At 42.4% G+C, this 14,461-nt stretch carries 8 protein-coding genes; 1 reads left to right on the top strand and 7 read right to left on the bottom strand.

The features are described from left to right. The first annotated feature begins 44 nt into the window (after positions 1–44). Positions 45–710, top strand: a complete 666-nt coding sequence (locus tag DWY55_RS01970) for a MarC family protein (RefSeq protein WP_008665785.1) — start codon at positions 45–47, stop codon at positions 708–710. Positions 711–769: 59 nt separating this feature from the next. On the opposite strand, the gene DWY55_RS01965 is transcribed toward DWY55_RS01970, so the two are convergent. The 7 genes from DWY55_RS01965 to DWY55_RS01930 all read right to left on the bottom strand — a co-directional run bounded on the left by DWY55_RS01965 (position 770) and on the right by DWY55_RS01930 (position 14,439). After that, positions 770–2,287 (bottom strand): RagB/SusD family nutrient uptake outer membrane protein, encoded by a 1,518-nt coding sequence (locus DWY55_RS01965; RefSeq protein ID WP_117703521.1) that lies wholly within the window; start codon positions 2,285–2,287, stop codon positions 770–772. 17 nt (positions 2,288–2,304) lie between these two features. After that, positions 2,305–5,157, bottom strand: a complete 2,853-nt coding sequence (locus tag DWY55_RS01960) for a SusC/RagA family TonB-linked outer membrane protein (RefSeq protein WP_317135444.1) — start codon at positions 5,155–5,157, stop codon at positions 2,305–2,307. Between the two features lie 1,098 nt (positions 5,158–6,255). Next, positions 6,256–7,854, bottom strand: a complete 1,599-nt coding sequence (locus DWY55_RS01950; protein ID WP_034533057.1) for a RagB/SusD family nutrient uptake outer membrane protein — start codon at positions 7,852–7,854, stop codon at positions 6,256–6,258. Between the two features lie 20 nt (positions 7,855–7,874). Beyond that, on the bottom strand, positions 7,875–10,817 hold the full coding sequence (locus DWY55_RS01945) for a SusC/RagA family TonB-linked outer membrane protein (RefSeq protein WP_080597311.1): 2,943 nt from the start codon (positions 10,815–10,817) through the stop codon (positions 7,875–7,877). 803 nt (positions 10,818–11,620) lie between these two features. After that, positions 11,621–11,812, bottom strand: a complete 192-nt coding sequence (locus DWY55_RS01940; RefSeq protein WP_005835040.1) for a hypothetical protein — start codon at positions 11,810–11,812, stop codon at positions 11,621–11,623. Beyond that, entirely contained in the window at positions 11,799–12,383 is a 585-nt protein-coding gene (locus DWY55_RS01935) for a zeta toxin family protein (protein ID WP_034523328.1), read from the bottom strand. Before DWY55_RS01935 ends, DWY55_RS01940 begins: the two co-directional genes overlap by 14 nt. 409 nt (positions 12,384–12,792) lie before the next feature. Next, positions 12,793–14,439, bottom strand: coding sequence for a RagB/SusD family nutrient uptake outer membrane protein (locus tag DWY55_RS01930; protein WP_119979549.1), 1,647 nt, complete (start codon positions 14,437–14,439; stop codon positions 12,793–12,795). Between the last annotated feature and the right edge of the window lie 22 nt (positions 14,440–14,461).

The raw sequence follows: 14,461 nt of genomic DNA, 5'->3' as shown, positions 1-14,461 counted from the left end.
TTTTTAGTTGTACTTTTGTCTGCAGAAACGTATATTATACAGCTATGGACACAATCTTACCTTTCGCTTTACTTTGTTTTACCTCCTTCTTTACGTTGACAAACCCTCTCGGCACCATGCCGGTGTTTTTGACCATGACGCATGGAATGACAGACCGTGAACGGCAGTCGGTAGTATCGCGCGCCACTTTGGTTGCCTTTATAACAATTATGGTCTTTACGTTTGCAGGGCAGTTCCTCTTTAAGTTCTTCGGTATCTCTACCAATGGTTTCCGTATTGCCGGTGGAGTTATTATCTTTAAGATTGGCTTCGATATGCTGCAAGCCCGTTATACCCCAATGAAGCTGAAAGACGAGGAAATCAAGACTTATGCCGATGATATTTCCATTACTCCTCTTGGAATTCCGATGCTTTGTGGTCCTGGTGCCATAGCCAATGCCATTGTGCTGATGCAGGATGCCCATACCATTCAGATGAAAGGAGTTCTTATAGGAATGATTGCCTTTATTTATCTGATTACCTTCTTCATATTGCGTGCTTCCACGCGGTTGGTCAAAATCCTGGGTGAGACGGGAAACAATGTGATGATGCGCCTGATGGGACTTATCCTGATGGTTATTGCCGTTGAGTGTTTTGTCAGCGGAGTGAAACCGATATTGGTGGATATATTGAAAGAAGGAGGCATACCATCACTGGCACACCTCCTCTAAACACTTTATTTATAAAAACACATTGGGAAAATTCCCAAGTTTCTTTAGGCTACTATTGATTAATAGCCTGGATTTTGTTCTATGTTCGGATTGGCATTGATTTCACCGACGGGAATCAACGGGAGCGCTTTCTTGGAGTCGCGGTTGAATGTACGCGCTTCTTCGCTCAATACGTCGTGCCATCCTCTGTCATTAACGTCCGTGTAGCGTGTAACGGTTTCACCTCGGCGCATAACATCGAAGTAGCGCTGTCCTTCACCTACAAGTTCCTTGCGGCGTTCGATGTAGATGCGGTCTAATGTGATGTTTCCGCTGGTTACTTGTTTGCTTTCATCCGTTGTGCGGTTGGAGATGATATCGTTCAGCAAGTTGGCAGCCTTGTTCTTGTCTCCGGCTTGGAAAGCTGCTTCTGCTGCTGACAAGTAAACTTCTGACAAGCGTAGCAATGGGACATTGGAGTAACGCACATCTCCGTTTACAGCTGGCATTTTGTTGATGTAAACTTTGCGCTTGTCAAATCCTCCTGCTGCCGCTGCCAATAATATGTCGTTACGGATGTCTGCCGGGTCGGATGTAAGCATGTCAGAGAAGTCTTTTGTGACAATTACATCTCCATATCCGGGAGAAGCGCCAGCCTTGTCGGCATATAAATAGGCAATACCTTCACGGTCTGTCCAGTCAGTATTGTTGTTGATGGAAATCTCGAACATGATTTCTTTTGAATGATTGGCATCGCTTTTGCTCCATGCTGCAACATATTCTGACGGTTCCCAAAGTTTGTAAGACGAGTTTGATATGATGTCTTCTGCTACGGATAGAGCCTTGCTCCATTCGCCTTTTGTCATATATACACGTACCTGCAAGGCTTTGGCAGCCCAAAGGTTGACATAACCCACTTCATTGGTTTTGGGCAGTGCATTTGAGTTGATTGCATCTGTCAAATCTTTTTCAATACTCTCATAACATTGAGCTACCGTGCTGCGGCTTGGCTTTTCTGTCGATTCTAGTGGGGAGGTAGCGATGGGCACACCGAGTGAGCTGCCTTGATCTACCGTATAAGGTTTACCGTAGATACGTGTAAGGTCAAACAGTGCCATGGCGCGCAGAACTTTTGCTTCTGCATCATATTGGTCAATAGTGGCTTTTGCCTCTGCCGCATCGGTCAGGTTGCCACTTTCTGCTGCCTGAATCAGACGGTTGGCGCGTGCAATGACTACATAAGGCATCTGCCATACGGCTGTTGAGGTGGTGAAATTGTCTGCAGTTGTATATTCCATATAGTAGTAGAAGTTTGCTCTTCCACTTCCCCCGTTATATTCATATTGGATATCTTCCCCTCTCATGTCACCGTATACGAACATGAGGCGTCCATAATAATTAATCAGGCTACTGTTACCTTTAACGGCAGCATAAAGTCCCGTCCGCACATTGGCCAAATCATCGCTGTTCTTGATTGCGGTTTCAGCATCTATTCCGTCTGCGGGTGACTGATCCAGCCAACTGTTGAGGCATGATGAAGTGCTGACTGCCATAGCTGCGCAAAGCGTTGCTGTGTATAATGTCTTTAATATTTTCATTTTCGTATCTTTATTAGTTAGAAATTCAATTCTATTCCGAATGTATATGTTCTCAATGCCGGAGTCTCAAATGTGCATAGTCCGTCTACACGCATTTCCGGATCTACAAATAAGTCTTTAGACTTCCATGTAAGCAGGTTGGAACCAGAGAAGTAGATTCTGGCTTTGCTGAGCCCAAGCTTGCTGATATAGTTTTGCGGAATGCTTACACCTAATGTGAGGTTCTTCAGACGTAGATAATCAGTAGGCATCAGCCAGCGTGAAGACAGTGAAGCAGCGCTTCCATATTCAAATTTAGGCAATGTGGCATTCGTGTCGCCCGGGCCTGTCCACATCTTTGAGATGTCATAGTATGTCGGTACGGCACCACCGTATAGATATGAACCGCCATTGGAGTGCTGCCAAGTGGAGTAGTCAAAAGCATCACCACCCAATGAATAAGTGAAAGTGAAGCCCAAGTCGATAAACTTCCATTTGAGGTTGTTGGTAAGACCGCCTTCTATACTAGCCTGATGCTTGCCTACAATAGTTTTGTTGGCTTCAGAGATATTTGTAGTTGTCTTGCGGGCATTCTCTGTTCCGTCATTCAGATAGAACATTTCTTTACCGGTCTCTGCGTCGACTCCGGCGTATTCATAAACATAGTATGAATAGTAAGGTTCGCCTACACGGTGAATCAGCGGTCCTGATACGATTTCATTCTGCTGGCCATCCAATTTGGTCAGTTTGTTGCTGTTGTGTGCCATGTTCAGAGAAGTGGTCCACGTGAAATCCTTGTTTCTGAAATTGGTTGATGTAATGGTCAACTCAAAACCGGAGTTCTTCAGTGAACCGATGTTTTGCGGGGTGGTATACCCATAATTGCCATCATAATATCCGCCGACTTGTGATACGGGGAGGTCATATATAAGGTCGCTGGTTTTACGCTGATAGTAGTCGAATGTTACAGAGATACGGTCGATGAATGAAAGGTCGAGACCGATATTCCATGTTTTGTTCTTTTCCCATTTCAGGTCCGGGTTTGCAATTCCGACGATTGACATTCCTGACTGTCCATTGTATATGATTCCGTATTTATAAAGATTCATATAAGCATAATAGTCTGATGGTTGCGTTCCGTTTACACCGTATGACACACGGAGCTTTCCATCTGTCAATACACTCTTGACAGGATTCAGGAAACTTTCGTCTATGAATCTCCATGCTCCGGAAACCGACCAGAAACTTCCCCAACGGTTTTCTCTTGCCAGACGTGAACTTCCGTCGGTACGATAGCTGAGACCGAGATAATATCTGTCTGCGTAGTTATAATTGGCACGTCCGAGGAACGAAGTCATGCGATAGCTCTGTCTGTTGGTTTCGGCACTTGTTGAACCGGCATTTGTCAATTCGTACAAATCACCCGGATAGTCTTGGCCTGCCATGTAGTTGAAAGCATATTCCGTATCTTGTGTTTCAAAACCAAGCAGGGCGTCAATATTGTGTAGACCGAAAGAGTTGATGTAAGAGAGCTGGGTTTGTGTATTCAGCTGGTCATTACGATTGACGATACGCTGCATGACACCACCGGGGGCACCATTGTTTGAGTGTCTGTCCCAAAGAACGTCATTGGTTCCTTGTGCGTAATCATAAGCAATCTTTTCACTTAAATTCAACTTGTCCCAAATATTGTAGGTCAACTTGATTGTATTGAATGCCTTCATCAGGGTATAAACGTCAGAGCTGTGTTCTCTTTCATACAAAGGATTGACTCCAAATACGCCGCAACCATTGTTTAATGTGCCGTCTTCATTATAAGGGGTTGATGAGGGGCTTTGGAAGAATGCGTAATTGGCCACAGGTCCATCATAGGAGGTAGCTTCATTAGTTTTGTTTTGTCTTACTTTTGAGAATTGGCTTGTAACCTGAACTTCAAAGTCTCCAAACTTATGAGTGAGGTTTGCATTACCAGTGAAACGTTCCAGACCTTGTTTGTAAATGATACCTTCCTGATTGGTATAAGCTACTGAGGTGTAGAACTTGGTACGGTCATTGCCACCAGATACGCTCAGCTGGTAGTTCTGATGAGAACCGTTACGGAAAAGCAGGTCTTTCCAATCCGTCCATCCGGTTGAGGGTTTTGAAGCAAAGTCCTCGATGTTCTGGTCTGCAAAAGTTGCGGCATCTGCATCGGACATGTTTCCGGTGTATAACCCGTAATTCTTGAGACCGGTCCATAAGAGTTCGCGGCGCGAGTCACCGTCAAGCATAGGACGATAATCTATTGCCATGTTTGAGAAACCCCAGTCGGAACGGAAACTTACATTTGTTTTGCCTTGTTTTCCGCTTTTCGTCGTAATGACCACAACACCGTTAGCAGCACGCGAGCCGTAAAGAGAGGCAGCAGCCGCATCTTTGATAACTGTGATAGACTCGATGTCATTGGTATTGAGTGAAGACAAAATATCAGTTCCTGCATCACTATAAGTGAACTCGGATAAGTCTCCACTTGTGACCGGTGTTCCGTCAATAACATAAAGCGGATTGTTTCCGGCATTGATGGAACCCATACCACGTACACGGATACTGCTTACAGAACCCGGATTACTTGAACTTGAGCCAAAAGTAACACCAGCGACATTACCAGAAAGTTTGTCGGCAACAGAAAGAACAGGTACATCTTCCAAGGTGGAAGTGTTTACAGTAGAAGCAGCTCCAGTAAATGATGCTTTTTTAAATGTACCGTAACCGGTAACCACAACCTCTTCAAGCAGCTCAGAATCGGATTTCAAAATTACCTTTACATGAGGTTTAATCGTTACTTCTTGGGTTTGCATACCAACAAACGAAATCACCAGAGTTTTCGCGGAACTACAATGTGTATAATATATTGATAATAAAGAATATACAATAAGTCAAAGAATTGGCTAAAACAAGGAATACTCTTTTCAAAGCTGTCCTATATGGGTCTACAATAAACAAAACCTTACTTATGTGATACCATTAATAAATGTAATATTTTGATTAATAGCTGTTTGAGTATCAATTAATGTACTACGGTTGTAAAATTAGTATTCCTCTTTTTAAAAGAATGGGTAATTATGTCAATATCTATTATTTGTTTATTTTTCGTTGAATATTTACTTGTATTACTTATTTCATCCATAAGAATATTGCATTTCATGTAAATACTATTTCAAATTACAGAATAACCATTCCCATTTCAGATAGAGATAAATATTAGTTTATTCCTATTTCAAATATAGGAAATCTGTGTTTGCTGTATAAAAAACTAATGAACTTATGAGATCATTTCTAAAGGAGCTTAATAAATTACTTTATAGTTTCTTGTGTAAAAGTTCAAGGAGAAATTCATTTTATACAAATTATCGTCTCTAATTGGTATTATCGTAATGTGCATTACGATAATAGTGGACTTGATGTAAAATGATAAGGTGTATTATGAAATTCTATAGTCGAAAAAAGAATTGGCAGTTTTAAAGAATATAGCAGAACAGTCTCAAGAAGAATCGTAAATGACGGTTTTAGGCGTATCGATAAGACCTCACTTTTATTGAAGCCAACGGATGGAAGACCGGCATTGTATTTTTTCATTTTACGAATTGGTAAAAATTGAACACAATAATGAACGGATAGATTGGGGAATATTGAAGAAAAAAGGAGAATATTTTCTCACAATCAACAAAGAATGGGAAAACTGCTCTGTTTCTTATAAAGGGCTTTTTTTGGAAGATATGTAATCTTGAAATAACACTTCCCCTGAAGTCTTTTGTAGGATTAAGAGAAGAAAAGCCACCCATTTCACAATGAGTGGCTTCTCAAAAACACTTTATTATGAAATTCCGGTATGTTCAACCGGATGAATCATCATAGTTGTCGCATTATTATTGTTGGGGTAATGCAGCTTGATTAGTCTGCACAGATAGCGCTTCTGTGTTATTTTTCCGTATAACATGTCCTTTGAGGTATTAATTCTGGTCGCTCGGAGAAAGCTGAGAATTATTCTCTATTTCAGAGAGAGGTAATTGGTAAAGGAACGGCCTGTCTTCTTGGTTATAACGGAACTTACCGGCAGAGAAGTGATTATTATTTTCTGCGCCCCAAGTTTCATCTGTACGATCTACAGGAATATTCAAACGACGATTATCAATATATTCCAAACCTTCACCCCAGAACTCTACACGTTTCTGATAAATGATTTCCTCTATCAGGTCAGCCTTATTCGTGAAAGTGTAATTATAATCGGGCTGGCGAGTCTTCATAAAGCTATTCAGTTCAGTCACTGCTTCTGCAGAACCCTTGTGAGCCAAAGCTTCCATTTTTATCATGTAAGCTTCTTCTGAACGCAGGTAAATATAATCTCCCAGTTCCCATCCGCTGAACACACCGGCCTTGATGTTATCACGACCTGTACCGATAAATTTTACAGCTTGGTATTCCACGGCAACTGGAGACTGAGTGTCACGAATCAATGTTATACGATTACCGGAAGCATCTGTTACACCTGTAGAACGGTCGCAGCAGAACCATTGCAGACGGATATCAGTATCCGCGATACGGTCTACTAATGGCTTAAAGGCAGCGCGCCATACACCGATGCCGGCATACCCATCACCATAAGTATCCATCTGCGAGAAGAAAGACATATAAGTCGTACTATTGTCTGCTGTAATATCACATCCGAATACTACATCCGGTAAGCTGATATTACTGAATCCCTGGAGTATCTGGTCTTCACTCTGCAATATGGGGAAATTATCAATCACCACTTGCGCATACTTTATCGCCTCATCCCATTCATGGATAACCATATTTGCACGAGCCAAATGCATAGCTACCACGCAGCCATCCATATCAGTGGGTGAGGAAGTACGCGTCATATCCAAATTCTTGAACAAATCGAAAGCAGTAGTAAGGTCACTCTTGATTTGTTCATAGATTTGGGCTACAGTAGCACGTGGCTGGTCACCTTCCGTATCCTCTGTAATAAGCGGTACACACGGAGACTGGGAGAAGTCATATTTCTCTCCACGGCCCCATTTCGTTCCATCCGCACCGGTATAGTAGGAATGCTGATATAAGTAAGTCAGTTGTAAGTAGGCATAGCCACGGAAACCAAGGGCAATGGCACGATATTTCAAATTGGCGGGATCTTCACTGCTGGGGTCAATCAGCTTGAGGATATTGTTGGCATTGGCTATGACGCGATAGTACTCTTTCCAACGGTTGTTGGTCGGAGTATAGTTCTGTTGCCAGTAATCCAGCAAATAATGATACATACTCATGGCGAAACGTCCGGTCATAATCATATCGTTGCCCATCAGCGATGTTAAGTAATCAAAACTCTTTTGACCGAAATAGTTGTGACTCATATTGACGTCAACATACTGTTGCATATCAGTATACATACCTGCCACAGCAGCTGAAAAAGCCTTATCAGGATCTTCCTGAGCCACATTGCCCAGTTGGTCTTCAGTCAAATAAGCGGTAACATCAGCATCTTCAATGCAAGATGTAAGCAGGCCCCCAGCAAGAAGCACCTGCATCATATATTTCATTATCTTCATATACAATTTTATTTTTTAGTTTAGAATGTAAGGTTGATACCTCCGGAAATCACACGCATCGGAGAATAGCCTCCATATTCATCATCAGAACCAGCCATTGCCACACGAGGGTCAAATCCCTGACGTTTGGACCACAAGCCGAGATTATCTGCCGTAGCATAGATACGCAGTTTCTCAACACCCAATTTCTGCGTCAGGTTCTTCGGCAATGTGTAGCCCAAAGTGATGTTACGGATGCTGAAGTAGCTGGCCTTTATCAGATTGAGGTCTGATTGCTGAGTGAAAGAGTTGGAAGCATTGTCAGCATTCCAAATAGGAAGTGAACCTTGACCGGTCTCAGGGTTGAATGTTTTCCACATATCCTTATTATGACCTACGTAGAATGAGGAGCTCATGCCGGACAGATAAGAATAGTCATAAGCATAGCCACCAATTTGGAAAGCCGTTGCTATAGAAAGGTCAATTCCCTTGTAAGAGAAAGTAGTGCTCAAACCACCGTTGAAATCGGGCAGTGCAGATTTTCCAATGAAGTAGCGGGTTGCGTCTGCATAAGTGGTGGTGGTAGTACGGCCTGTCACTTCCCCTTTCTCGTTTGTCTCATCCATGTACCACATGGCATTTCCTTTTTCGTCCATGCCGGCATACATATAAGTATAGTATTCAAAGCGGCTCTTACCTTCGCGCAGGTTGAACGGACCGGAAGTGATACCATTTTCACGGTTTTCTTCGGGCAGTGTCACGATGCGGTTCTTGTAGTGAGATCCCACGAGCGATACCGTCCACTTTAGGTCGGGCTGATTGAAAATATCCACATTCACTTCAAACTCTATACCAGTGTTTTTCATCGCACCCAGGTTTTCCCAATTATACGGACGTCCGGCTGTAGAGTAAGCTACAGGGCGCTTGAAGAGCATATCGTCTGTACGACGATAAAAATATTCGAATGAACCGTATACTCTGTCGAATAGACGGAAATCTACTCCCACGTCAAAAGTCTTCTGCTTTTCCCAAGTCAAGTCCGGATTACCGTAGAATTCCGGTGAATAACCCAACTCTGAACCATTCCAAGTAACTGTGTATTGGTCTTGATAAGGCGTGTACACATAGGCATAGTCATACTCCGAAAGGATGCTTTCATTACCTTGGGTACCATAAGACGCACGCAGTTTCAAGTCGTTCAACCAAGAGTTTGTACCCTCCATGAATGCTTCGTTGGAAATACGCCAAGCGGCACCTACCGACCAGAAATTACCCCAGCGGTCCAAGAAGCGGGAAGTACCGTCGCGACGGAAGGCTGCAGAAAGATAATATTTGTTGCTATAGTCGTAGTCTGCCATACCGAAATACCCCTCGATGTTATGGTTTGCCGTGTAGCTGTTAATGTATTGCATTTGTCCACCGTTGTCCAGTTCCGGATTGTTCGGATTAAAGAAATTGGTCTTCTGTCCTGCTAAATACTGATATTCATACTTATAGTACTCGTGACCTATCTTGGCCGACAAGTGGTGGTTATCGCCAAAAACATTGCTGTAGGCCAGAATCTGGTTGAAGTTGGTAGTCGTAGTGTTGTAGCTTCCTTTTGTACCACGACCACCGAAAGACTGTCCGTCACCGATGAGCGGAGTGTAGAATACTGTCTGGCTACTGTTCGTGAAATCATAACTGTAGTTTGCTGTAAACTTGAAATTCTTCAAGAACGAGATTTCCAGATACGAGCGTGAAGTCAGATTATTGTACACAGTTTCACGAATATCCTCTTTCATATTGGCTATCACATTCTGGTTAGTAGCCGTAGGACGTTTAGATGTACCGTCTGTCTCACCGTTTCCGGCATCATACATAGGACTTCCGTCCTCATAATATTTCATATTACCTTCTGCATCATAGGCATGAACCGGGAAGATGGGAGCCCAAGAACGTGCCACCTCAAAAGGATTGGAGGCAGCTCCGGCATTCTCTTGTACACCATTCTGAGTTGCTTTGGAATAGCCTACATTGGTACCTACCTTCAACCAGGATTTCAACTGAGAGTTAACGTTGGCACGAGCCGTAAAGCGCTCATAAGAAGAACCTAGCACATAAGAGTCATTGTCCAGAAAGCCCATAGATACATAGTAATCTGTGCGGTCATTACCACCCGATGCAGATACATTATACTCTTGACGGAAGGCATTGTCGAACAAGGCATCGGCAAACGAATCATTATAACGCAGACGTGCATTGGGGTTAAGTTTTCCATCTGGTGTTACCAGATACTCTCCTTGCGGGATGATATAAGCATTGTAATTACCCAGTTCGCCCAGCAAATCCTGACTGGCTGCTAAATTAGAGTCTTCAATGGATTTTCCAGCCGCCCAATAGGTGTTACGAAGACCATACCAAGACAAACGGTAGAACTCTCCCGGATCAGTAGCCATATCATAGTCCTTGTACGCACGCTGTGCCACACCCCAGGAGCCGTTAAAGTTGATGGCCACCTTGTCTTTGCGTCCGGTCTTGGTAGTAATCATGACCACACCACCTGCTGCACGGGAACCATACAAAGAGTTGGATACAGCATCTTTCGACACGTTCACTGAAGCAATGTCTGTAGGGTTGATGTCCGACAACTTGCCGTTGAAGGGCACACCATCTACTACAATCAGTGCATTGTTGCTGGCCGAAATAGAACCGATACCGCGTAATACGATATTGGCATCTTGTCCCGGCTGGCCGGAAGAACTTACAACTTGCAAACCAGCCACAGCTCCTTCTAATGCATTGGACACGGATGTAGCTTGTGAATTACTGATAATCTCATTCTTTACACTGCTGATAGAACCCACCAAATCTTGTTTACGTTTAGTGCCATAAGCCACTACTGTTACTTCATCAAGTATCTCTGTATCAGGCATCATAACCACTTTTACGCTCGGTTTGATTACCACTTCTTGAGTCTTCATACCGATGTACGAAATCACCAGAGTTTTCGCGGAACTACAATATGTGTATCTTGTTGGTAATAAAGGAGGTACAATAATTCAAGAAAGTTTCAAAAGGAAGTGTTCCCCTTTGGGAGATACTCTATACATGTTCACTATACATGACAATCTACTTATATGATACTATTTGTAATAGTAATGTGCTGATTTATAATAGTCTGATTCTGTACTAATATGTTATAATCATAACGTTAGGATTTCTTTTTTTTAAGAATGAATGCTTATGTCAACATCTATCGTTTAGTTGTTTTTTGTCAATTATTTACTTGTATTGTTTGTTACATCCATGAAAACGTAAAGCATTATATAAAATATTATTGAAATTATAAAGGTTACATAGATACCATCTTACCCATTTATCCATTTTATGCATAGAACACTATGCAATTGTCCTTATTTTAAATGGAGATATCCGTTTGTTTATTCCAAATACAAAAGTAATTGAAGTAAAGAACTCTGTAACTGCGAAAAACTACTATTGGAAGTATGTCAAAAATGTAAACCTGCCCTTTTCGGATGGAAAAACGATTGTTCAGTCAAGGTTTAGTTCTTTAATTCCCCAAAGATTTATGTAGTAAACAATGTTTTTGGTTTCTTGTTTGGGATTATATTTTTCTGATGAGGAATACCTATTATGAGAAAATATAGTCTACATGAAATTACGTCGCTTGGGTGGAGATATTTTTATCATAATCAGGAAATGCAGAATATGCTTTTGTGACCCACTCTAGCTCTCATATCGTGCGGGCAATCCAGGTTTGCTGCTTATTGAAGAAAGGATACTCCTATTGTTTCAGTTCTTCTCCATAAAGTTTACGCAGCATGATACGTGCAGGTACACTTTTAATTTCTCCATTGGGCAAGCCTTGTATAATGCATTCATTGCGCAATGCTTTTTCTTCAAGCATACGGCGTTCGGCTAATGCCAAACCGAAATGTAACTTTTCGCTCAGTTCTTTTCTTTCATTCTCTGACATAACTTTGTATTTTATTAAATCGTTCAATATGATGTATATGCATCTCCATCCCCCGTCCGCCTTCAGCAACAATAATACGGGGTGTCTCGCTATTATCTGCCAATAGCCAATAGTCCACACAGGGCATATAAATATTGAAAAAGTTATTGATACCTGCTTGATAACGCCGAATCACAACCTCTTTGGGAATGTCGTGCCCACCATTACGTACACGTTGGGCTACACGCTGAATAGCCAAGTCGGGCGAACTCAACCAGAAATATATTAAATTGACTTTATATCCTTGCTCTTGCGCACGATGGACAAGGCGGGTGTAAGTTCTTGTGGCAAGTGTGGTTTCTATAGAAAAGTTTTGTTGATTTCTCAGCAATTCATTAATCCTTTGTAACATCAACCGTCCGGCTTCAATAGCCATACTTTCGGGATTGAAAGGAGATAATCCACGAGCTATTTCATCTGCATTAACAAACTCCTTGCATTCCAGAACATCCGGTAGCACAGTGTAAGATGCCGTAGTCTTACCAGCACCATTACAACCACTAATGATGTAGAGCTGTTTTTTAGAATCCATATTCATGCATTTATCTAATTGCAAACATACGACATTTTTATAAGATTATGGATAATTGATAGTTATTGTTTTTTAAAAGTTGATTGTTCCGCAGGTATGAGAAGTACAGGACTCTTTTGAGAACTCCACATTTCTCACATATCATCTATCCTTATTTTCTTCTTGATGAAATATCTGTTTACCAAAGTACGTTTTACGAATTGAGGTGGAGCAAAGTACTTGCCTTTCCCACTTGCGCTATATAGATAGCCCTCCCCTCTAGTGATCATTGATGAATACCAAATGGCAGGCAAATATCCTGAGAATAGTGTGGAAACGCTTTTATTGTTCTCCTCTAATAACAGAGGGAATGCTTTATAGCATCCCCTCTCTCAAAAAACACTTTATTTATAGAATAATTCCGGTAGAATTATTTTCCTCCAAGATTCAACTCATCGTTGTAATCAGTTTCATTCAAAGGTACATCCCATGTCCATTTGTTGACACCGGAGGCAGGAATGGTTTTTGCAACGGAAATGTGAGCATTACCACCTTCGGCAAAACTGTGACGGACTATGTCGCGGTTCCATCTCTTGTAGTCGCTCCATGCAAAACCTTCACCCCAGAGTTCCAATTCGCGATAGTCCATAATTTCATTCCAAAGAGCTTCGCCACTCTTGTCGCAAGTGTATTCAGGATTACGTCCGGAAGTGGCATTCAGTTCTACCAGTGCGGCACGAGCAGCAGTCTCGTCATTCAAGAAATAATTAGCCTCTGCCTCTACCAATACCATTTCCGATGAACGGATGAAAGGCAGGTAGCTGACGCCCGGAGTGTCGAATACATAAAACTTCAGTTGTCCCCCCAGATACATATAACCAGCCTGATAAGGAGCTTCCAGGCCACTGACCGCCATTTTCTGGCAATAGGCAGCTGCTTCTTCCCAAAGAGCATCTGCTTTTTTCTCATCATCTCCCATTCCAAGAATGCCGTAGCCTAAATCCATGGCTGAACCGTCATTGAAGTTATAGCCGGGGAATTTGTCTTCGGTTAGGAACAGTGCCTTACGAGCATCGTTGTTGGGAATGCGATTAATCAGTTCACGACCGATAGAGCCTGCACCGTTTGCCGCCCCTGCCGCATTGGCATAATATCCGTTGCATGCATACTGAGTACCATAACTCCAATACCAGTTATTCTCTTGTGCACTACCAAAGCTTCCGAAAATCCATTCACTGGTTGGATTACAGAACCCTGCATGATATTCTGCATTGCTCATGAGTGGGTAGTTCTGGCGAGCCAGCTTAGCTTCAGTCAATGCTTTGGTATAATCTTGCTTGGTAAGAGCGGCACGGGCGTAGATGGCATGTGCCACATTGATGTTCGGCATCCATACTTGTGAGGCATTACGGTCCATACCGCTTTGCTCAAACAGCATGATGGCTTCGTCCAAATCTTTATAAATCTGTGCATACGTTTCAGCTAATGTGGCATAACCTTGTCCATCGGTAGATTCGTCCAAACGAAGTACTATCCCCTGCGAAGCGCCATTGTTGGAATCTTGCCAGCGCCAGCAATAGTAGTGTATCAGTTTCTCGAAAGCGTATGCACGGAAAGTCAGTGCAGATGCCTTGACAAAATTCCTTTCCGCTTCCGTACCTTCGGCATTGTCTATATTGGCAAGAATGGTGTTAGCATTACCTGCTATGGTATAATAGTAATACCATGCGTAAGCATCGTAAATGGAGTTGGTACGCGTATGGAACTCTTGATTGAAGATAGGAGACCATCCGGATGCATAATAATTGTAATTGTAATTTTCACTTGGGTAGCTTTCGTACTGAATCATTATGTTGTTCTCACCAGCAAATCCACCTCCAAAATAGGAGTGTTGTGTCGTCATGATTTTGGCGATACCGTTCAATGCCTTCATGGCATTGGCCGTGGTACCTACGGCATCGGTTGCTCCGGTTGAGTCAGTAGGTGCTGTATCCAGATAGTCACCGGCGCAAGAAGACACCAGCATCATACCTGCCAATAGGCTTCCTGCGAACAATTTATTGATAATCTTTTTCATTTCTAATACAAATTATATGGTT

Source organism: Bacteroides sp. AF25-38AC, from assembly GCF_003602995.1.
Taxonomy (GTDB): Bacteria; Bacteroidota; Bacteroidia; order Bacteroidales; family Bacteroidaceae; genus Bacteroides; species Bacteroides uniformis.
The sequence above is the reverse complement of the archived record's forward strand: the minus strand, read 5'-3'. Positions and strand labels throughout refer to the sequence as shown.

What these genes read in the sequence shown, in the direction of transcription:
- DWY55_RS01970 (WP_008665785.1), top strand. Translation starts at nt 45, where the DNA reads ATGGACACAATCTTACCTTTCGCTTTACTTTGTTTTACCTCCTTCTTT.
- DWY55_RS01940 (WP_005835040.1), bottom strand. Translation starts at nt 11,812, where the DNA reads ATGTCAGAGAATGAAAGAAAAGAACTGAGCGAAAAGTTACATTTCGGT.
- DWY55_RS01965 (WP_117703521.1), bottom strand. Translation starts at nt 2,287, where the DNA reads ATGAAAATATTAAAGACATTATACACAGCAACGCTTTGCGCAGCTATG.
- DWY55_RS01950 (WP_034533057.1), bottom strand. Translation starts at nt 7,854, where the DNA reads ATGAAGATAATGAAATATATGATGCAGGTGCTTCTTGCTGGGGGCCTG.
- DWY55_RS01935 (WP_034523328.1), bottom strand. Translation starts at nt 12,383, where the DNA reads ATGGATTCTAAAAAACAGCTCTACATCATTAGTGGTTGTAATGGTGCT.
- DWY55_RS01930 (WP_119979549.1), bottom strand. Translation starts at nt 14,439, where the DNA reads ATGAAAAAGATTATCAATAAATTGTTCGCAGGAAGCCTATTGGCAGGT.